Annotated in this window: 18 protein-coding genes; 7 read left to right on the top strand and 11 right to left on the bottom strand. The window is 72.3% G+C overall.

What is annotated here, in order from left to right; translation table 11 throughout:
- Window positions 1-127 precede the first annotated feature (127 nt).
- The 3 genes from ACIQ5Y_RS33145 (at window position 128) to ACIQ5Y_RS33135 (ending at window position 2,224) form a co-directional block, all read left to right on the top strand.
- Entirely contained in the window at window positions 128-469 is a 342-nt protein-coding gene (locus ACIQ5Y_RS33145) for a HopJ type III effector protein (RefSeq protein ID WP_403888978.1), read from the top strand.
- 128 nt (window positions 470-597) lie between these two features.
- Window positions 598-1,083 (top strand): hypothetical protein, encoded by a 486-nt coding sequence (locus ACIQ5Y_RS33140; RefSeq protein WP_403888975.1) that lies wholly within the window; start codon window positions 598-600, stop codon window positions 1,081-1,083.
- Window positions 1,084-1,225: 142 nt separating this feature from the next.
- On the top strand, window positions 1,226-2,224 hold the full coding sequence (locus ACIQ5Y_RS33135; protein WP_403888972.1) for a hypothetical protein: 999 nt from the start codon (window positions 1,226-1,228) through the stop codon (window positions 2,222-2,224).
- 67 nt (window positions 2,225-2,291) lie between these two features.
- Here the strand turns inward: ACIQ5Y_RS33135 and ACIQ5Y_RS33130 are convergent, their stop codons facing one another.
- Together ACIQ5Y_RS33130 and ACIQ5Y_RS33125 are read right to left on the bottom strand one after the other, a co-directional pair.
- Complete coding sequence (locus ACIQ5Y_RS33130) at window positions 2,292-2,795, bottom strand: PQQ-binding-like beta-propeller repeat protein (protein WP_403888969.1); 504 nt, start codon at window positions 2,793-2,795, stop codon at window positions 2,292-2,294.
- 126 nt (window positions 2,796-2,921) lie between these two features.
- Complete coding sequence (locus tag ACIQ5Y_RS33125) at window positions 2,922-3,461, bottom strand: GNAT family N-acetyltransferase (protein WP_403888966.1); 540 nt, start codon at window positions 3,459-3,461, stop codon at window positions 2,922-2,924.
- 232 nt (window positions 3,462-3,693) lie between these two features.
- Between ACIQ5Y_RS33125 and ACIQ5Y_RS33120 the strand changes: the two genes are divergently transcribed.
- Entirely contained in the window at window positions 3,694-5,127 is a 1,434-nt protein-coding gene (locus tag ACIQ5Y_RS33120) for an SWIM zinc finger family protein (RefSeq protein WP_403888963.1), read from the top strand.
- Window positions 5,124-7,793, top strand: coding sequence for a DUF6493 family protein (locus ACIQ5Y_RS33115; protein ID WP_403888960.1), 2,670 nt, complete (start codon window positions 5,124-5,126; stop codon window positions 7,791-7,793). The genes ACIQ5Y_RS33120 and ACIQ5Y_RS33115 overlap by 4 nt, the downstream gene beginning before the upstream one ends.
- Before the next feature lie 25 nt (window positions 7,794-7,818).
- On the opposite strand, the gene ACIQ5Y_RS33110 is transcribed toward ACIQ5Y_RS33115, so the two are convergent.
- The 4 genes from ACIQ5Y_RS33110 to ACIQ5Y_RS33095 all read right to left on the bottom strand — a co-directional run bounded on the left by ACIQ5Y_RS33110 (window position 7,819) and on the right by ACIQ5Y_RS33095 (window position 11,345).
- Window positions 7,819-9,024 (bottom strand): hypothetical protein, encoded by a 1,206-nt coding sequence (locus ACIQ5Y_RS33110; protein ID WP_403888957.1) that lies wholly within the window; start codon window positions 9,022-9,024, stop codon window positions 7,819-7,821.
- A gap of 43 nt (window positions 9,025-9,067) precedes the next feature.
- A complete protein-coding gene (locus ACIQ5Y_RS33105) occupies window positions 9,068-9,517 on the bottom strand; it encodes an SRPBCC family protein (protein WP_403888954.1) in 450 nt (149 codons plus the stop codon).
- A gap of 140 nt (window positions 9,518-9,657) precedes the next feature.
- On the bottom strand, window positions 9,658-10,488 hold the full coding sequence (locus ACIQ5Y_RS33100; RefSeq protein ID WP_403889071.1) for a hypothetical protein: 831 nt from the start codon (window positions 10,486-10,488) through the stop codon (window positions 9,658-9,660).
- Window positions 10,488-11,345 carry a DUF3626 domain-containing protein gene (locus tag ACIQ5Y_RS33095; RefSeq protein ID WP_403888951.1) on the bottom strand — a complete coding sequence of 286 codons (858 nt, stop codon included), beginning with the start codon at window positions 11,343-11,345 and terminating at the stop codon, window positions 10,488-10,490. Before ACIQ5Y_RS33095 ends, ACIQ5Y_RS33100 begins: the two co-directional genes overlap by 1 nt.
- A gap of 202 nt (window positions 11,346-11,547) precedes the next feature.
- Here ACIQ5Y_RS33095 and ACIQ5Y_RS33090 point away from each other — a divergent pair, with 202 nt between their 5' ends.
- On the top strand, window positions 11,548-12,279 hold the full coding sequence (locus ACIQ5Y_RS33090) for a hypothetical protein (RefSeq protein ID WP_403888948.1): 732 nt from the start codon (window positions 11,548-11,550) through the stop codon (window positions 12,277-12,279).
- 94 nt (window positions 12,280-12,373) lie between these two features.
- On the opposite strand, the gene ACIQ5Y_RS33085 is transcribed toward ACIQ5Y_RS33090, so the two are convergent.
- The 3 genes from ACIQ5Y_RS33085 to ACIQ5Y_RS33075 form a co-directional block, all read right to left on the bottom strand.
- On the bottom strand, window positions 12,374-13,270 hold the full coding sequence (locus ACIQ5Y_RS33085) for a hypothetical protein (protein ID WP_403888945.1): 897 nt from the start codon (window positions 13,268-13,270) through the stop codon (window positions 12,374-12,376).
- Window positions 13,267-14,280, bottom strand: coding sequence for an SPFH domain-containing protein (locus ACIQ5Y_RS33080; RefSeq protein WP_403888942.1), 1,014 nt, complete (start codon window positions 14,278-14,280; stop codon window positions 13,267-13,269). Before ACIQ5Y_RS33080 ends, ACIQ5Y_RS33085 begins: the two co-directional genes overlap by 4 nt.
- A gap of 75 nt (window positions 14,281-14,355) precedes the next feature.
- On the bottom strand, window positions 14,356-15,258 hold the full coding sequence (locus tag ACIQ5Y_RS33075; RefSeq protein ID WP_403888939.1) for an EamA family transporter: 903 nt from the start codon (window positions 15,256-15,258) through the stop codon (window positions 14,356-14,358).
- Between the two features lie 167 nt (window positions 15,259-15,425).
- Between ACIQ5Y_RS33075 and ACIQ5Y_RS33070 the strand changes: the two genes are divergently transcribed.
- Window positions 15,426-16,334 (top strand): LysR family transcriptional regulator, encoded by a 909-nt coding sequence (locus tag ACIQ5Y_RS33070; protein ID WP_403888936.1) that lies wholly within the window; start codon window positions 15,426-15,428, stop codon window positions 16,332-16,334.
- 44 nt (window positions 16,335-16,378) lie between these two features.
- Here the strand turns inward: ACIQ5Y_RS33070 and ACIQ5Y_RS33065 are convergent, their stop codons facing one another.
- Together ACIQ5Y_RS33065 and ACIQ5Y_RS33060 are read right to left on the bottom strand one after the other, a co-directional pair.
- Entirely contained in the window at window positions 16,379-17,809 is a 1,431-nt protein-coding gene (locus tag ACIQ5Y_RS33065; RefSeq protein ID WP_403888933.1) for a cellulase family glycosylhydrolase, read from the bottom strand.
- Between the two features lie 139 nt (window positions 17,810-17,948).
- Window positions 17,949-18,554 carry a GPP34 family phosphoprotein gene (locus tag ACIQ5Y_RS33060; RefSeq protein ID WP_403888930.1) on the bottom strand — a complete coding sequence of 202 codons (606 nt, stop codon included), beginning with the start codon at window positions 18,552-18,554 and terminating at the stop codon, window positions 17,949-17,951.
- Window positions 18,555-18,560 lie beyond the last annotated feature (6 nt).

Raw genomic sequence — 18,560 nt, 5'->3', positions numbered from 1 at the left:
GTCCGTCCGGATGTTGAGAACAGGGGCGGCTCGGACAGTTCCAGGACCGTGTCGCCTGCTCCGAGGGGGTATTGTCGTCCGGTCACGGACGGCAATCGGATCGTCTGTTCAACCCGAGGGAAACGACATGACCGATCTGAAATCGCTGCGGGCAAGCTTCGCGTCGGGTGAGCACGAGTTCGCCGACACCTTGGCCTTCGTCGCCGCGCATTACGATTACCAGCCCCAGGCGTTCCGCAACGGGGAAGTGGAAAATGCCGCGGGCGAGAACGAGGGTTCCTGCAAGACGCTGGGACTGGCCGTGTTGGAAGGGCTGAGCGACGAGGAAGCGCTGCTGGCATTCGGTGAGCACTACCGCAGTGTGCTCGCGACGCCGGACGGCACCGACCACGCCAACATCCGCAACCTCATGGCCCACGGTCTGGCCGGCGTGAGCTTCGCGGGGCAGCCGTTGGCCCGCAAGAGCTGAACGGCGAGGCCACCGGCAGCGGGGTGGGTCCTGCCTTCTCGGCGCGCGGGCCACGGCGAGTACGTCCGACGACCGAGCCGCCGGCCGCCCGGGCGGAGGCCGGCACGGTGTGTGCGTAGGGTGGCGTCGTGACGGAAACCAAGGCCACGGGCTACGACTGTCTATCGTCTCGTCTCGTTTCGGCGAGCGAGTTGCGGGCGTTCATCTTGGACTGTTTCGAGATTTCCGAATGCCGGTTGTTCGTGGGCCACGAGGACCGCGTCGCAGAGGACCTGCGGGACATCCCGGAGGACGTGGTGTTCTCCGCGTTCTGCACGTACCGGGAGGTCTTCGGCCACTTCGAAATGAGCTTCGGCGTCGGAATCGAGGGCCGGCTGGCCGACCGGGTCGGTCGCCGGGAGTTCGCCGAACGGTTCGCCGCCCACTTCGATGCGTACGTGCTGTACGGCGGCACCGAGCCACCGGGACTGTGGACGGTGATCCTGGCGGATGGTGCGCGCCTTCGCGGGGCGATGGACGAGGAAGACGACCGGTTCGTGCTGTACGCGGCCACGGCACCGGTGCCGGGTCTGCCCGACATCCGGGTGGACGAGAGCCTGTGGGAGCTCAGGTAGGTCGGCGTACCGCTGTTCGGGCCGGCGATCTCCGGTACGAGTTCGGGACGTTGTCGTCACGATCCTGGGCTGGACCTCGCGGCCGGGAGCCGGCTGAGTATGAGAGACATCCCGGCACGTGACCGCAGGAGGGTTCGGCGTCATGAGCGATGGTAGAGGTGGGCCGGACGTGCCTCGTCCGGAGGACATGGAGGCGCCCGGGACGGGCGCACCCCACGGGACCGCCCCGGGCGTGGGCGGGGGTTTCACCGATCCGACCCCGGGCCAGGACGGCATCATCGTCCAGGGGGGTCGTACGGCGTCCGGCTTCCACGACTCGACCCGGGCGATCGGTCCGAAGCAGGACGACCCTCGTGCCATCGGTCCGAAGCAGGACGACCCTCGTGCCATCGGCCCGAAGCAGGACGACCCTCGTGCCATCGGCCCGAAGCAGGACGACCCCCGAGCCGTCCAGCACGGCATCATCGTCCAGGGTGGACGCACCGGGCATCCGGGGTCGAAGGCGCGTCAGAAGCGGGCCAAGAAGACGAAGACCATGGCCCTGATCATCGGCGGTGTCCTGGTCGCCGCCGTCGGCGGGGCGGTCGTGGGCCGGCAGTTGGGCCACGATCCGGCCACCACCCTGCCCCAGGCGGGCGCGACGCCCACCGGTGTCGTGTCGGCCGGCGCGCCCGTCCCCGTGCCCTCCTCCTCCGCCACCGGCCCGGCACCCGATCCCAGCGGTAGCGCCCCGGCCGCGGGTGCGCAGTCACCGACACCCGTCGTCTCCACCCCGCCCACCCGTAGCGCCTCTCCCGGCCGGTCGACCCCGACCGCGCAGCCGAAGCAGTCGGGCACGCCCGCTCCGGCCGCCGTGCCCGTACTGGCGCTGCGTCCGAGCAGCGTCCAGGAGTACTGCGCGAACGGCGAGTGGCCGAACACCCTGGTGGTCCGCAACAGCGGGAGCGGCAAGCTGAACTGGTCCGTCGGCAAACTGCCCCAAGGGGTCACCGTCAGCCAGGGCGAGGGCTCGCTCGGGCCGGACGGCTCACAGGTCATCACGCTCGGTGGCAGGGCCGAACAGCAGCCCGCCAACGGCAGGTTCACGATCGCCTTCTCGAGCAACGGCGGCAGCGGCCAGGTGACCGTCACCTGCGCCTGAGAAGGTGCGGTCCGCGGGATGGCGGAGCGGCCGGCGACGGTCGGCCCGCGATCTGCCCGGGTCCGGGTCACGGCCAGGGTTCGTACTCCAGGATCCGGCCGTCGACGGTGCCGATGAGCAAGTGCCCTTGCGGCGCTACAGCGAGGGACAGCGCGGTGGTCGGTGCTCCGTTGACCTCGAGGTCGGTGTGCCGGCGCACCGAGCCGTCGTCGGCGTCGAGTGCTGTCAGGGCCCCGGAGTTGTAGGCGACGTAGACGGTGTCCCCGTCGGAGTCGAGGGCGGTGGCGGGGTGATCGGTGCGGTGCTGCCACCGCACCACACCGTCGAGGGACCGCCGTACGACGTAGGCGCCACCGGATTGGAGCCCGTGCCCGTGGTGGACGGTGCCGGCGTAGACCAGGCACTGCCCGACTTCGACCGCGGGACCTCCGAAATGATGCTCCGTCGGGATCCAGGAGTGGGGGAAGAGCCGCCGCAGCGTCCCGTTGGCGCCGAGGGCGGTGACCCACTTGTTCCTGTGCGGCTTGTCCGGATCGGTGCCGACCAGGAGGCCCTCCCAGGGTGGCGGCACGTCAACGACCGCCGTTCCGGGCACGGCACGGCGGCAGCTCGTGATCCCGTCGGGCCGCGGGGTGCACCAATGGATTTCAGCCGCTGCCCGGGACGACGCCACCACTCCGCGCCGGCGAGCACGAGCTCAATCGGACGACGTGGCCGAGGAGGACCACATGCCGAACCACTGCTCGGCGCCGTAGGCCTCGAACCGCTCCACTTCGACGAAACCCAGCTTCGCCGCGAGGCGCATGGCGCGGATGTTGGCGGTCTGGGTGGCGAGCACCACCGGTTCGTCGGGAAGCGCGCCGGCGAACCAGTCGAGTGCGGCCGCGCACGCCTCGGCGGCGTACCCGTGTCCCCACACCCGCGGCAGGAACAGGTAGCCGAGCTCGACCTTTCCGGCGGCCTGACGAAGGTGCCCGGTGTCCTTGGTGAGCGTGATCTGGCCGATCATCGCTCCGTCGAGATCGACCGTGAAACGCCCGGGGCGCCGAGTGGGCGCCCCGGGCATCGCGTGTTCGATCTCCTCGCGCGGTTGAGCGCCACCGAGGTAGGTGCCCACCTCCGGCGAGGCCAGCAGTTCGATGACCGCGGCACGGTCCCGGGCCTCGGGCTCACGGAGCACGAGCCTCTCGGTCTCGATCGGGGCGGGCGGCCAGGGGATGGTTCCGAGCTCGGTCATGCCGGCCAGCCAATCAGCAGACGCGGCGGCGATCAAGATCCGCGGGAGGATCGCCGGTTTCACGGCTACGAAGCCGCCTCACCACAACCACTTGTCCAGGAACGGGATTTGCCCGGTATTCGTCCGGGAACTGACGAAGCCTCACGCGACCACGCGCACGTGCCCCCGGGTACCGGCCGGCCGCCGTGGGCACGGAACGGCGTTGTCAGTGGTCCCGCCTAGCGTTCCCGACATGACGCGAACCGCACACACCTTCGCCTACGCGGGCCCATCCGCGCTGACCACCGCGCCCGGCGCGGGACGGATGCTCGGACTGGAGACCGCGGGCGGGCTGACACCGGCCGGGGCCGAGGCCCACCCCCATTTCTTCGCCGGGTTCCTGAACAGTCCTCAGGCCGCGGCCCGCGCGCTGCTCGCCGTCGCCGACGTGGCCGCCGCCCGGTACCACCGGCGCACCCTGCGGGCCTCCCTCGACCCGGTCGTCACGGGCAACGGTGACCGGCTGCGCTTCGAGTCCTTCTCCGGGTGCTGCGGGGTGTACGCCCGCCTCGACGTGCTGCCCGAGGGACTGGGCGGCGCCGACACCGGTCACGGCACCACCAACGTCGACGTCAACAACCCGCTGCGCGAGGCACTGTCCCGGCTGACCGGAGACGACCCGCTGCACCTGCGCGTCGGCCCCGACGAACTGACCGTCACCACCCTCGACGGCCCGGTCGTCGAGAAGAAGGTGCCGCTGCCCGACCGCTGGCTCCGCGGCTTCGCCGAATCCCAGGCCATCACCACCGGCTTCGAATTGCGCGCCGAACTCACCGCCACCGAAGCCGTGCGCTTCCTGCGCTCGCTCCCGCGCACCCCCGCGGGCGGGAGCACCGCGAGCGCCGCCCAGTGGGTGGTGCCCGCGGGCCGCACGCTGCGCCCCACCACGCGCCCCGTACCCGGCGCGGTGTGCCTGCCGGGACCGGACCGGCTCGCCGCGCTCCAACGGGTCCTGCGCAATGCGACCGGCCTGCGCGTGTACGGGCCTTTGGCCGACGGTGCCGGACCCACCGCCTCCGCATGGGAGGTCGGCCTGCCCGGCATGCGGCTCACCCTCACCCTCTCCCCGGAGCCCGACCGCGGGTTCTCCGGCGAGGGCGGTGTCCTGGAGGCCCTCGCCACCGACACGGCGGCCGAGGACGCCGACCTGATCTCCGTGCTGCTGGCCTGGGAACCGCGCATCGACCCGGCCGACCTCGCCGACCAGTCCGGGCTCCCCGTGGAGCGCGTACGGGCCGCGCTCACGCACCTCGGTACGGCCGGCCGGGTCGGCTACGACCTCGCCGAAGCCGCCTACTTCCACCGCGAACTGCCCTACGACGCCCGTCGCGCGGAACGCCACAATCCACGCCTGGTCGCCGCCCGCGCGCTGCTGGCGGAGGGCGCGGTCACCCTGGACCACGGTGCCGGCTCCGCCGTCGTCGCCTCCGGGCAGCGCCGCTACCAGGTGCGGGGCACCGGCGGTGCCCTCAGCTGCACCTGCCAGTGGTGGGCCGACTACCGGGGTCGTCGAGGCCCCTGCAAGCACGCCCTCGCCACCCGCATGGCCCGACGGGCCGCCGCCTCGCACACCGACTCCCACGCCGGTACCACGAACACCACCACCCCCGCCGGAGCCGCACGATGAACGCCACCGCCCGGGAGACCACCGCTTCCGCCCCGCAGCCCGACGTCCCCGCACAGGGGATCCTCACCGCGGTGCGGGCCGGCCGCACCGCCCACCTGCCGGAACTGCTGAAGGCCCTGAACCGGGCGCAGCGCCGGGAGGTGCTCGCCGAACTGAAGGTGCTGCGAGTCGACCTGCGCTCCCAAGGCTGGGAGAACTGGCGGGAGCGGGACCTGATGAACCCGTCCCTGGTCGTCGCCGCCGCAGGATGCGCCGGCGGCGCCGCGGCCGCGGCCTCCTGGATCGCCGCCCGCGACCTGCGCCGCTGGCAGGCACTCCCGACCGGCATCCTGCTCGACGTCCTGTCCGACCGCGAGCCGATCTGGCTCGGAGACCTCGCCCACCGGCTCGCCGCGCGGGCAGCGACCGCCGAGCAGGACTACCCGCTGATCCGCGCGCTCGTCGACCTCGCCGGATGCGCGATGCCCACCACCGACGGCTGCCTCGAAGGCTGGGCCTCGTCCCTGCTCATCTCCCACGTCCCCCTCGTCGACGCCTTGCGCCGAGACCCGTACACCGCCGAACTCGTCCCGCGTCTCTTCGAGACCGCCGAGCCGTCCTCCTCGTTCGGCCGGCTGGGCGAGCCCACCGGCCCGTACCACTGGCCGACCGCGCTCGCCACCCTCGCGGAGGAGGGCCTCATCGACCGCACCGTCCTCCTCGACGCGTGCACGGCCCGTCTGCTGCGCGGCGGCACGGCCCCCCAGCTCAAGCCCTACCTCGCGTTCCTTCAGGCCCTGCGCCCGACCGCGGAGGAGGAGCGCGAGCGCGCCGCCGACTGGATCGCGCTGACCTCCGACGCCCCGTCCGCCGTCGCCGGGCACGCCCAGCAGGCCCTGATCCGGCTCGCCGCATCCGGCGACCTCACCCCCCGCCTGGTCGCCGACATGTCCCTGACCGTCCTGTTCCGCCCCGAGAAGAAGCTGGTGCGCGCCCAACTGGCGCTACTCGGAAGGGAGCTGGTCCGCGTCCCGGCCGCCGCCCCCGAGCTGCTGCCCGTACTGGGCGAGGCCTTCGGACACGGCGACACCGACATCCAGGAACGGGCCCTCAAGCTCGCCGCCGCACATCTGGTCGAGGACCCGGACGTACGCGCGGAACTCGCCGAGCGCGCACACCTGTTGAGCCCCCTGCACCGGGCGCGCGCCGTGGAGGTACTCGGCCCGGACGCCGCCGCCCCCGCCGACCACGCCCCCTACCGGGAGATCCTGCCGCCACCCCCGGCGCAGCTCCGGCTCGAACCCGCGCCGCAGAGCGTGGAGGAGACCGCGGAACTCGTCGCCGCCGTCGTCAACTCCCGCTTCGCGAACGTCGAGGAGTACGAACGCGCCCTGGACGGTCTCGTCCGGCACGCCCACCAGGACCGGGAGGCCCTCGCGGCGGCGCTGCGTCCCGCCCTGGCCGGATGCTGGTGGCTCGACCCCGTGCAGTCCCGCCACTACACCCACGACCTCCCCGGCATCGAACACGTCGCCTCCGCCGTCCTGGACGCAGGTCCGACGCACCCGCCCGTGCCCGCGCTCACCGCCTGGCGCAGCGACTGCCACCATCCCGCGTTCGGCGCCGTCGCCCACGCCCGCGTGGCAGAGGCGGCACGGCACATCACGGACCGCCCGTTGCCCTTCCTGCTCGCCTTCCCCACCCACACGGGCGGCTCCCTGGACCCGCGCACGCTGATCGAGCGCCTCGGCGCCTACGCACGGCTCGGCGAGACCCCCGGCCCGGCCGACTTCGCACAGGCCCTGCTGCGGACCCGCCGCGACCCCACCGCCATCCCCGAGGCTGCCGCCCTGGGCACACCCGAAGGGGACCGCCTCGCGGCCTGGCTCGGCGAGCACGGCCTGCCCGCCGCCGTCACCCGCCGCACCGCACCACCGCAGACGGCCCGCCACTACGACGCGTGGCCCGAGCACCTCACGATGGACACCGGGGAACGCCCCACCGTCCTGGACGGGTTCCCCGAGCCGTTCCGGGAGCTGGGGCAGGCCCGCACGGCGACCGGCCGCTGCTGGGACGGCGGCGACGACGCCAGCCTGGTCGCCACCCTCCCCGAGGACGGCGAGACGCTGGCCGCCTGGTCGCTTCCGGCCATCACGTCCTGCGCCCTCCACGAAGGCCGGGGCGGGACCGCCGTGCTGCCACTGCTCGCGTCCGCCGGAGGCGCGGCCGGACCGGCGCTCCACCTCGCCATCGCCACCGGACTCGGCGCCCGCTACCCCGAGGACCGGCTGAGGGCGGTCGACGCGCTCCTGACCCTCGCCGCCAGGGGCGAACTGGACGCCGTACGCCTTGGTTTCGACCTGGGGGAGCAGCTGGCCCTGGGTACGGTCAAGCCGGGCCGGCTCGCCGATTCCCTGCGCACCGTCGCGGCGACCGGCGCCTGCGCGACGACCTGGTCCGTCCTGGCGGCAACCCTGCCCGCCATGCTCACCGGCACTGCCGACCCGCGCGGCACCGGCGACCTCCTCGAGATCGCCGCCGACTGCGTGGAACGGTCCGAAGCGGCCTCCCCGCACCCGGCCGGCCTCGCGGCCGTCGCGGCCCGCGGCGGCCGCTCCCGCCTGGTCACGCAGGCCGCCCGCCTGGCCGAAGCCCTCGATCGCAACCAGCCGGCGGAGGCGGCCTGACCAGCCGCCCCCAGGCCGTGCCGGCTCAGTCCTGCCAGTAGAACAGCAGGGTGTGGACGTCGAGGGGCTCGCGTCCACCGAAGTGGTAGACGCACAGACCGGTGACCCGGATGCCGCCGGTGGCCCCTTCGATCCAGCGGAAACCGGCCTCCTCCAGGGGCCGCCGGGCGGGGTGGCGGTCGTCGTGGCCCGTGACGAAGCGCCCGAGGACGCTGATGTACACGTCCTCGTCGCCGCACGAGATCACGTGATAGGTGCCCTCACCCTGCTGGTGGTGGTCCCCGGCGGAGACCGGCGGGTCCGGGGCCAGACCCGCCGTGGTCAACGCGGCGATCGCCCGCGCGAGTTGGCCGTCCGGGTCCGGGCGGTCGGGCGGTTCGGTGCACAGGGCTTCCAGGAGCCACCGGGGGTCGCTCTGCCGCTCGCACCAGGGGGCGTACTCGTGGACGATCGCCCGCCGCAGTTCCTCGTCCAGCCCGTCGACCTCGGTCCGCGGGCTGCCTATCCGCTCGTCGATCCGGCGGATCTCCGCGGTGTCCTCGGTGAGCCGATGGAGGGCGCAGGCGGCCCGCACGGCGGCCTCGGGGGCGGGCGCCTCGTCCAGAAGGGCACGCAGCCGGGCCGGGTCCGCGACGAGCGACTGGGCCAAGTACGCGATGCCGCGGTCGGGGTCGGCCAGGTAGGGCGTCACGTCCCGCTCCGCGTGGTGCCACGTCCGGAGCGCGAAGCGGCGGTCCTCGGGACGGTCCTCGCCGAGTTCGGCCAGGATCGCGTCGGCGCCGTGGTGCTCCACCAGCCCGTCGAGGCCGGCTTCCCCGACCTCCCGCCAGTGCTGCCAGGGCGAGGCCGCGAGGGTGGACAGTGCGGGTGCGGCGGTGCGGTCGCCGAGCAGGCCACGGGCCTTCAGGGCAGCCTCGGCGACACCGTACGAACCGTCCCCCCGCCGTTCCTCGTCGCGCAGCCACGGCAGGAGCTCCGTCCGGCCCGCGAGGAGGTCGAGGAGCGCGATGCGCACCTCGGCCGTCTCCTCCTCGTCCTGAATCCGGTCGACGAGGCCGCGGACCCGGGCCTCGGGCACCCGGCCCGCGAGCGCCGGCGCGCAGATCCGGCGGCGCCACCAGGCGTTGCCGGTGTCCAGGACGTAGCGGGCGAGTGTGTCGGGGGTGTGGGCGTGCAGGGCAACGCGGTCCGGCTGCCCCCATTCCGGTATCAGCTTGTCGATCTTCCGCATCGGTCGATGTTACGGCGTCCGCCGCGGGTGTTCGCCGAACGCCTCAAACCCTCGCCGCGGCGTGCTCGCGCACCGCGATCCGAGCCAGCTTCGTCAGCATCATGCCGTTGCGGACCGCGACGAAGTAGTCCACGGGCAGGCCGTGCATCCGGGTGCCGGGGCCCCGGAGGGGGTGCCAATCGAGGGTGAAGAGGGTGTGCTCGCCCCAGGGGATCAACGTCATGGCGATGCGAGCCGCACCGAAAGGCCCTGCCTTCGCTTCCAGTTGCAGGCGGTGTAGTGGTTCGGAGATGCGGACGACACAGGTGTCGTCAAGGGTGAGAGGTCCGGCGCCGACACGGACCCTCAGCCGGGCGCCGACGTCCGGCCAATGCGGGTCCACGGTGAGGACTTGCCGGGTTCCCGTCACCCACTCCCCGTAGCGGTGGCCTTCGGACAACAGGCGCCAGACTTCGGACGGCGAGCTGAGGATGAGACGGCGGTTCCGGGCCATAATCACGCTCCTGGAGGATGGGCGGCATGGAGGTACCCCGGTCATGACTTCCAGCGTCATGCCGTGCGCACCGTTTGCACACCCCGAGAGATCCAGACGGGTGACGAGTCGACGGCCGGTGCCGGGCCCATCGGTGCCGTTCAGGTACCGGTGGCGCGGACCGAGCGGGCTTGGGCGCGCAAGGCAGGCAGCCGGGCGCAGTCGTCCGCCCCGGCCAGGCTTTCGCCCAGAGTCAGGAGCGAGAGGAGTCGCACCGGGCGGCCGGCGGTGGCAGCGGCCTCCAGTTTGTGGTGGCCGTCGAGGAGGAAGTGGGTCAGGCCCCAGTGCGCGGAGGGGTCATCCGCCAAGTCGAGGGAGGGTTGGCACACGTCCAGCGTGGAGATCGCCACCGCCGTGGGGACCGTTCCCCGCTCCATGAGCGCGAGGTACTCCTCGACACGTTCCCTCTCGTTCCACGTCGGCGGCACCATCGGAACGACGAACTCGTAGAGATGGGCGTCCGCGTCGACGGCGGTCTCGAAGGTCCGGTAGTACGGGGTGTGCGGGTGCTCCGGGAGGCCCCAGAACTGATCGATCCCCCACGTGGTGACCTGTTCGCCGCTGAAGTAGTCGCCTTCCCGCCCGGGGACGACCAGTCGGGGTTCCACACTCAGGAGCAGCGGAAGGTACTCGCCTTCCGGCAGCAACCCACCGAACACATCGATCACGCCGCCGTCGTCCGGATCGTCCAGCGCACCGGTGAGACGTTCCTGCATGCTCTCCAAGGACAGCTTCTGCGTCGCGGTCCTCAACCGGCGGAACAGGAGCGGGCACGTTCCGCAGTAGAAGCTGAGTTCGAAGGCGGGTTCGTCGTCGACCATGAGCAAGCGGCGCCTCGGCGCGCCGCCGATCTCCTGCAGTTCCGTGTCGAAGTGCAACCTCGCTTCGGCGGCAGGGACGCCGAGGCTGCGCGGGTCGCCCGATCTGATCATCACGTCTCGTCCACGCCCTCTCGGGGCGCCCCGAATCGCGCAAGGTAGTGCCACACCTTCTTGACCGCCTGCGGGTCATGGAGACCGGCCTGCGCGGCATCGCCGATCACGCGCGGATCGAGTTCGCGGTCGACGGCGATCTCCGTGCCCAAGTCGACGTACTCCTGACCGCGGTAGCCGGGGTGACGACTCAGTTCTTCGACTCCCAGTCGGAAACCGGGGTGCCACTCCACGGGGCAGCCGAGACGCAGGGCCGCGGCCTCGACCGCCGTGCCTCGGTAGCAGGGATCCAGGACCAGCGCCTCCACATGGCGGTGCAGCAGGACCGGTCCGTGCACTTGGGCCTCGATGTAGTCGTCAAGGTCGTCCTGGCGGTCGGCGAGGGCGATTTCGACGAGCCCCAGGCGGTCCGCGACACCGAAATCCGCCGGTTCCAGGACGCTGTCCGGGTAGCAGAACGTGGTCCGCGCCAGGGTCTGTGCCGTCAGCCGGAAGTGGGCGGAACCGAACCGAGGCGCCGCGCCGACCGGCTTGCGGCGGAAGTTCAACCCCCCGTAGACGGGCCGCTCGTGAGGAGGTGCTTCGTCGTAGGCCCCATCGAAGATCCGACTCTCCCAACGCCACCGGTCGCCGCCGGGATACGCGGTGAGTCCGCCGTTGCCGGTCCCGGTGACGAACTGCGAGCGGTAGACGCCCTCCTCGGCCATGGCGTCCAGGATCGGTCTGCCGCGCAGCAGACGGTCCGGGTGGAAATTGAGGGTCACCCGCAGCGCCGGGTCGATCGGAGGGCCCGACGCCAGTTCCGCGACATGGCGAAGGGCTCGTTCCTGCGAAGTCAGGGCGGCTGCGGCGCTCATCCGCACAGTGTTGCCCACCGTGATCGATCAGCGCACTTGGTTTGTCCACCGCAGCGCGCTCGGAGGGGCCGCCACGGTGGCCGGGCCGCCTGTTACCGTCCGCCTCAGGAGTCCGGGAGCACGGGTCGGCCATCGCGCGTTGATCATTGCAGAGGGACGACGGAGCGGCGCGCACCGCACGAGTGGAGACGAGGAGGCTTCGATGGGCGCGGCTGATGAGGGACGGCAGTGGCCGGACGAGGTCAGTACGGACAACGCGAAGACGACGCTGGTGCAGCTCCTGGCGCGGGCGGGAGTCCGCCCGGGTGACGCTTGGGAACTGATCGGGCTGGTCGAGGCGGGTGCGCTGGCCCTTGCCCACACGGAACTGAGCGGCGGCGCCCGCAGCGCGCCGGGGGACGGCGGGGGCGCGTACGGGTCGGGCTGGCTCGACGCCACGGAGGAGATCCTGAAGGACCTGGGTGCCGTTGCCGAGCGGTCCTTGGTCCGGGCCATGGAGGCGGCCGGGGATCCGGGCCCGGCCGGGGCGCGTCAGCGGGTCGGCCGCATGGAGGTGGAGAGGGCCCGGGTGGCGCTCACGCCGTTGTACCTCTCGTTCACCGAGGTCTCCGAGCTGGACCCGGAGGTGACCGAGGAGGTACTCGTCGCAGTCCTCGCCACGATGAGCCCGCGGGAGCGGGCCGGCTACCCCGGACGGTTGACGGAGTTCGCCGCGGTCCACGTCAACCGGCTGAAGCGGCTGTTCGCCGCGTTCGGACCGGGCAGCGCCATCACCGTGCACGGCCGCTATTCGCTTCTCCACTCACCCACGAGCATCGCCGTGCTGGAGCGGCTCGTCGCCACGCCGCAGGCGCTGCGGGAGAAGTGGAACGCGGCGGAGCTGCCGCCCGCGTGGCTGGACGGCCTGACGACCGCATGGGACACCCCGGCCTGACGGGCGTCTCCGCGGCACGCACCACCCCCTCCGCTTGATCGGGGGGCCGCGCGGCGGGCCGGCCCCCCGACACCGGGCAGGAGAGGCAGGGCGGTCAGGTCAGCAGTCGCAGTGAAGTCGCCGCGATGCCCAGTCGTACGCTCTGGCCCCAGGTCAGCTGCAGGGCATCGGCCTCCATGCCGTCGCCGAAGACCACGATCCGGTCAGACTCCACGGTCAGTCGTAGTCCCTGCTGCTGTTCCAGATGGCCGGAGACCCTTGAGGTTCCGGTCGCCGGCGACGGCCAGGCCTCTCGGACGAACCACAGGAGCCGGCGGTCGCAAGGAGCGGGCAGCTGTGCGGTGCTGCCGCGTTCCAGCCACAGGGAGCGCAGCCAGCCGGTGGCGCCGGTGCCGGTGCCGACGAGTACGCCGGAGGACGCCTGGGCCTCGCCCGGGTCCTTCTCGCTGTCGGGGCCCAGGCGGTAGCGGGCCGTCTGGTGGCCGGGCGGGCCCAGGTAGATCTCGTTCAGCGCGAGAAGGCGCTGGGTGTCGTCGGCGACGGCCTCGACCATGGTCAGGTCGTCCGTCCGTCCCCCGGCGGTCGCGGCACGCAGCAGGGCGGCCGTGTCCGCGCAGCGGTGACGGACCAGGATTCCGGGGTTGCGTCCCGGGTCGCCGTCGATGCCGATCACCGGCTGCCCGGAGAGGTACTTCGCGGTGTTGGCGACCAGGCCGTCCTGCCCGACCACGACCACCACGTCCTCCGGCGCGAACAGGAACCGGTCCAGGTCCGCCCGTTCCACCTGGGAGCTGCGCCAGGTGAGCGGCACCGCCGCCGTCACCTCCCGCAGCGCCTGCCGGGTCCGGTGGTGGCGGTCGACCACCTCGTCGATCGAGCGGCCCCGACTGGAGAGGAAGAACGCGGCCTGCCCGTGCGTCCCGTGCCGGTCGAGCAGTTCCTCGTACTCGGTCCTGCGGTGCACGAGCACCGCCCGAGGGGCCAGGCTCACGCGCCCGCTCCGGGGTCCGGACGCCCGAGCTTGGCGAGGAGGCCGGTGAGGACGTCGGGTGTGAGCGTGATGCTCTCGACCCGCGGCAGGTTCTCCGCCAGCCGGGTCGCCGCCAGGGCGTACAGCGTTCCCGGGCCGGTCTCGCCGTGCACCTGGAGCCAGGCGGACTGGGCCTCGGCTCGTGCAGCGCCCGTTTCGCGCGCCGCCGCGGCGTCCGCCCGGGCCAGCCGGACCTTGCGGGCCGCCTCGGCCTCGGTCCGTACGCTGTCGGCCGCCGCCTTCTCCTCCGCCTCGCGACGGGAGTTGATGCCCCGCTGCTCGACCAGCTGCTCCTCGCGCCGGGCCAGTTCGATCTGACTGGCCAGCTCGTTCTCGGCGATCGTGCGCTCGCGCTCGACGGCGACGGCCCGCCGTTCGTAAGTGGCCCGGTCCGCCTCCTGCTGGATCTGCTCGCGGGCCGGTGTGCGCAGGGCGCGCTCCACCTCGGCTTCCGGCCGGATCGCGACGACGCGCACGGCCACCACCTCGATGCCGGTGGCCGGGAGCCTGGGCTCGGCGCCGAGGCCGGCGGCGACGCTCTGCCGTACGGAGGCGACGCCGTTCACCAGGGCGTCGGCCAGCGGGGTCCGGGCCAGCACGTCCAGCGTGTGCTGCTGTGCGGTCTCGGTGAGGAGGGTGGCGATCTGCTCCAGGGGCGCGCCGCGCCAGCTGCCGGTGTCCGGGTCGACGGAGAAGTCGAGCCGGTCCGCGGCGTCGGCCGGGTTGCTGATCCGGTAGGTGACGGTGGCCTGCACGGTCACGTCCTGGAAGTCGGCCGTACGGGCGTGGAACGCCATGGCCAGCTCCCGGTCGTCGACGGGGACTTCGGACAGCGCCGCGGACAGCGACCGGTACCAGAAGCTGAGCCCCCGGCCGTCATGCACGAGCCGGCCGCGCCTGTGGTGGCGGATGTGGGTGGTGGGCGCGGATCGCAGATGACGCCAGCCGAAGCGCCGGGTGATGTCGGCCATGGAGAACCCCCTTGATTTCGTCACCATGACGATAACTGGGGGGGTTGATATCGTCAAGGGGACGAAAAGGGCGGTTCAGCTCGCGCAGCGGGCCCCGGCCGGGTCCGTGGATCCGTCGGCCGCCCGGCGGACGGAGGGCTGCGGTTCGCCGGGTGCGACGGATGGATCCGGGGCCTGCCGTCCACCGGTGCGGGTCGCGCCCATGCCGGCGATCACGACGCAGGCGATGCCCGCGGCGGGCGCCGGGCCGGGGCTCTGGCCGAGGACCAGGAGCCCGATCACGGTGGCGAAGGCGGGCTCCAGGCTCATCAGGGTGCCGAAGGCGGAGGTGGTGAGGCGCCGCAGGGCGAGGAACTCCAGGGCGAAGGGCAGGACCGGGCTCAGCAGTGCCAGGGCCAGCATGATCCACAGTGCCGACCAGGTCAGGTGGGCCGTGAGGGTGGGAGTGGCGACCAGCATCCCGAGCACGCCCGCGACCGGCATGGACACGGCCAGGCCCCCCAGCCCGGTGACGCTGTCGCCGACCCGCTGGGTCAGCAGGATGTACGCGGCCCAGCAAGCCGCGGCCGCCAGTGCGTATCCGATGCCGAGCGCGTCCAGGGACCCGTGCCAGGGCTCGGTCAGCAGTACGACGCCGAGCGCCGCGGCGGCCGTCCACACCCGGCGCCCGCGCCCGGGCCCGTACAAGGAGACCGCGAGCGGGCCGAGGAACTCCAGCGCGCTCGCGGTGCCCAGCGGCAGGCGGCTGAGGGCGAGCATGAAGAAGAGCATCATCCCCGCGGTCGCCACGCCCAGGGCGAGACAGGCCCGCAGGTCCCCGCGCCCGAAGTCGCGGCGCCGGGGACGTACGAACAAGAACAGCAACAGGCCGGCCCAGCCCAGCCGCAACCCGGCCGCGCCCTGCGCACCCAGCTGGTCGAACAGCGGCACGGTCAGGGCCGATCCGAGCTGCACGGCGGACATGGCGGCCACGGCCATGAGCACGCCGCTGTGGGCGGGGTTCGGCCGGGGCCGGAGCCGAGACGCGGGCGTCCGGGGCGATGCGGGGGTCACGGGATGCATGGGCCCAGTAGATGCTCCAGGTATCGTTCACGTCCACGTGCCAATCACGGACGATTCGTTCGGGAAAGCCGGATAATCGCAGCATGGAGACCCGACGGCTGAGCCTGCTCGTGGAACTGTCCCGCCTGGGCTCGATGCGGGCGGTCGCCGACGCGACGGGCGCCACCACCTCGACGGTTTCGCAGCAGCTCGCCGTCCTCGCGAAGGAGATGGGCGCCGCGCTGATCGAACCGGACGGGCGACGCGTGCGGCTCACCCCGGCGGGCCGCCGGCTGGCCGAGCACGCCGTGACGATCCTCGCCGCGGTGGAGACCGCCCGGCTCGACCTCGCCCCGGGGGCCGAGCCCAACGGCACCCTGCGGGTGGCCGGGTTCTCCACGGCCATCCGCGTCCACCTGCTGCCCCTGATCGCCGAGCTCGCCCGGACGGTGCCCCGCCTGCGGATCCTGGTACGCGAGCACGAGCCCGCCGAGGCCCTGCGGCTGCTGGCCGCCGACGAGACCGACCTGGCCCTGACCTACGACTACGACCTGGCGCCGGCCGATCACGATCCCGCCGTACACGCCACCGCTCTGTGGACGGCGCCCTGGGGCCTCGGCGTCCCGGCCCACGCCGAGGTGCCCGAGCGGGCCGACACCCTGGAGGTGTTCGCCCGCTTCGCCCCGCACGACTGGATCGTCAACTCCCGCAACACCGCCGACGAGACGGTGATCCGCACCCTGGCCTCGATGGCGGGGTTCACCCCCCGCATCACCCACCAGGCCGACAGCCTCGACCTGGTCCAGGGCATGATCACCGCCGGGCTCGGCGTGGGCCTGCTGCCGCTGGGCACCCGGACCTTCCCCGAGGTGCGCCTCGTGCCGCTGTCCGGCCCACCCGTCACCCTGCGAGCCCACGCCCTGGCCCACCCTGGCCGCCTCGACTGGCCCCCACTGGCCCTGGTCACAGGCTTGCTGGCCGGGCGTGCGCAAGATCCGGAAGAGACGGTCTAGCCACCCCGACCGGTGAACGGGACCTCGGGGCCCTTCCTTCCGGGCTACCTCGGGCCGACGGTGACCCGGTACGTGGTTCCGGTTCTTCCACGGGTGTTCACGGTGACGGTCTGGCCGTGGCCGTTCCACGTGGCGCCGCCACCCTGGACCGTGACGCGGTAGCCGGTCGGGTAGGTGTCCTCGGGCACGGTGATCCGGGTGGGTCCCTCGGCGCTGTCCCGGGTGCGGAACGTGAGGGAGTAGGTGCGTGTGGCCGGGTCGTAGGCGAAGCCGAGCGGGTCTCCCGCGACGGCCCGCGCGTAGGGCTGCATGAGCAACCTGGCGTTGGGCTTCGCCGCGCCCGTCTGGTCGAGGAAGCAGTAGCCGCCGCCCCGGCACCACTGCCACCACGTCCAGCCGCTGGAGAAACGGTCCATGGAGGCCGTCATGTCGGTGACGAACCGGCTCGCGTGCGCCACGTAGGGGTTGCCGCCCCACTCCCCGACGATCACCGGCATGCGGTTGCGGGTCGGATAGTCGCTGATCGCGGCTTCGTAGGCGGGGACGAAGGTGCCGTTGGGGTCGTAGTCGGCGCCGGTTTCCATCGCGGTCTCGTAGAAGTGCGGCGCGTACCCGGCGTGCGGGTCGTCGATGTGCCCGAGCCGGGTGGGGACGCCGAGACCGACGATCACGGTGGGTTCGACGAACACCCACGACTTCCGGTCGACCAGGCGTACCGCCCGCGCGAGGCGGTTCCACATCTCGGTGAGCTCGCCGGCCTCGAAGCGGGCCGCGGCGGCGGGGAGGTCTTCGCCTTCGAGGAACTTCGCGAACGGCTCGTTCATCAGGTCGTAGCCGAGCAGCGCCGGGTGCCGGCCCAGGGCGGAGGCGACCGTCATCCACATGCGGGCGTGCGCGGTGCGGAGGTCGGAGTCCTTGTACAGGTGGTCGAAGGCGGCCTGCACGGACGGCTCGAAGTACTGGGAGAACCAGTCGTCGGGTATCGGCGTGAACGGCAGTCCGTCGTCTCGGGTCGCCCAGTCGGGGATGCCACGGGCGCCGAAGTGGGGTCCGTACACGTCCTGATGGGCGTCGAGGATCACCTTGACGTGGTAGCGGTCGGCCCAGTCGAGGATGCGGCGCATCTTGGCGAGGTAACCGCGGTCGTAGTGACCGGGGGTGGGTTCGAGGTCGTCCCAGAAGAAGGCCAGGCGCGCAAGGTTGAAGCCCCGGGCGGCCATGTCCCTGAGGTCGCTCTCGTGGATGTCGGCGAACGCGTCGGCGCCCCGGCTGCTCTTGTCGGCGAGGTTGAAGCCGCGCCACTGCAGCGCGCGGCCTTGGTCGTCGGCGATGAAGGTACGGTCCCCGACCGTGACGCGGTCGGGGACCCGGTCAGGGGAGCGGGCGGGGTGGGCCTGGGCCTGCGCGGGAAGGACGCCGAGCAGGAGGGCTGCCACGGCGAGGGCGACGGGGGCGAAGCGGGAGGTCCGGCGCATGCAGGAGACCCTTTCGAGGGTGGCTTCTCGGGAGGCGTGCTACTGGCCGGTCGGATGTTACTGATGAGTGACTGAACTTCCCATCACTTCGCAGGAGTTGGTGGGACTTCCTCGTTCGGGGCCTTCTCCGACGCAGAGTTCAGGGGGCCCGCCAGACGTTGGCGAAGGCCGCGTTCTCGATGGACCTGCGCTGACGCACCGCCTCCAGCTCCATCACGGCGTCGTTGACGGCGGCCAGCACGGTCGTCACCGCATCGCCGTCCGGACCGGGAGCGTCCTCCTTCGGTCCGGGGCGGATACCGATGGCCACGGCGAGGGCCCGGAGGACGGGTTCGTCCACCTCCCGGCGCTCTTGTGCCCGCCTCCGGGCCGGTGTGTCGACGAGTTCCATCCGCTCGGCTCCGAAGGACAGGCGGCCCCGCCGCGCACGGGTCAGCAGCCCGTCTTCCTCGAACACACGCTGGTAGGAAGCGGACAGGTCCCGGCCCCTGCGCCACAGCCAGTCCTCGACGCGTTCGTACGGACCCTGCCGGACGAGCGCCGACGCCGCCGCTCCGAGCAGCGGGTCGTCCAGAGCCGGCTGCGAGCCCGGCAGGATGAGATCGTCGTTCAGCGTGACGGTCTCCGCCGCGATGAGATCGATCAGTTCGGCACCGGCGAGGGCCAGAGAGAGGTCACCCTGTCCCACGGGGCGCTCCGGCTGGGATTCCAGGGCAATGACGAACAGGTCTCGCGCCGTGTTCATGAAGGG

This window comes from Streptomyces sp. NPDC096339 (assembly GCF_044762985.1).
GTDB lineage: Bacteria > Actinomycetota > Actinomycetes > Streptomycetales > Streptomycetaceae > Streptomyces.
The sequence above is the reverse complement of the archived record's forward strand: the minus strand, read 5'-3'. Positions and strand labels throughout refer to the sequence as shown.

Bases quoted from the DNA above. Each gene is read 5' to 3' on its own strand.
- ACIQ5Y_RS33145 (WP_403888978.1), top strand. From the start codon at position 128: ATGACCGATCTGAAATCGCTGCGGGCAAGCTTCGCGTCGGGTGAGCAC.
- ACIQ5Y_RS33135 (WP_403888972.1), top strand. From the start codon at position 1,226: ATGAGCGATGGTAGAGGTGGGCCGGACGTGCCTCGTCCGGAGGACATG.
- ACIQ5Y_RS33125 (WP_403888966.1), bottom strand. From the start codon at position 3,461: ATGACCGAGCTCGGAACCATCCCCTGGCCGCCCGCCCCGATCGAGACC.
- ACIQ5Y_RS33120 (WP_403888963.1), top strand. From the start codon at position 3,694: ATGACGCGAACCGCACACACCTTCGCCTACGCGGGCCCATCCGCGCTG.
- ACIQ5Y_RS33115 (WP_403888960.1), top strand. From the start codon at position 5,124: ATGAACGCCACCGCCCGGGAGACCACCGCTTCCGCCCCGCAGCCCGAC.
- ACIQ5Y_RS33110 (WP_403888957.1), bottom strand. From the start codon at position 9,024: ATGCGGAAGATCGACAAGCTGATACCGGAATGGGGGCAGCCGGACCGC.
- ACIQ5Y_RS33105 (WP_403888954.1), bottom strand. From the start codon at position 9,517: ATGGCCCGGAACCGCCGTCTCATCCTCAGCTCGCCGTCCGAAGTCTGG.
- ACIQ5Y_RS33100 (WP_403889071.1), bottom strand. From the start codon at position 10,488: ATGATCAGATCGGGCGACCCGCGCAGCCTCGGCGTCCCTGCCGCCGAA.
- ACIQ5Y_RS33095 (WP_403888951.1), bottom strand. From the start codon at position 11,345: ATGAGCGCCGCAGCCGCCCTGACTTCGCAGGAACGAGCCCTTCGCCAT.
- ACIQ5Y_RS33090 (WP_403888948.1), top strand. From the start codon at position 11,548: ATGGGCGCGGCTGATGAGGGACGGCAGTGGCCGGACGAGGTCAGTACG.
- ACIQ5Y_RS33080 (WP_403888942.1), bottom strand. From the start codon at position 14,280: ATGGCCGACATCACCCGGCGCTTCGGCTGGCGTCATCTGCGATCCGCG.
- ACIQ5Y_RS33075 (WP_403888939.1), bottom strand. From the start codon at position 15,258: ATGGCCGTGGCCGCCATGTCCGCCGTGCAGCTCGGATCGGCCCTGACC.
- ACIQ5Y_RS33070 (WP_403888936.1), top strand. From the start codon at position 15,426: ATGGAGACCCGACGGCTGAGCCTGCTCGTGGAACTGTCCCGCCTGGGC.
- ACIQ5Y_RS33065 (WP_403888933.1), bottom strand. From the start codon at position 17,809: ATGCGCCGGACCTCCCGCTTCGCCCCCGTCGCCCTCGCCGTGGCAGCC.
- ACIQ5Y_RS33060 (WP_403888930.1), bottom strand. From the start codon at position 18,554: ATGAACACGGCGCGAGACCTGTTCGTCATTGCCCTGGAATCCCAGCCG.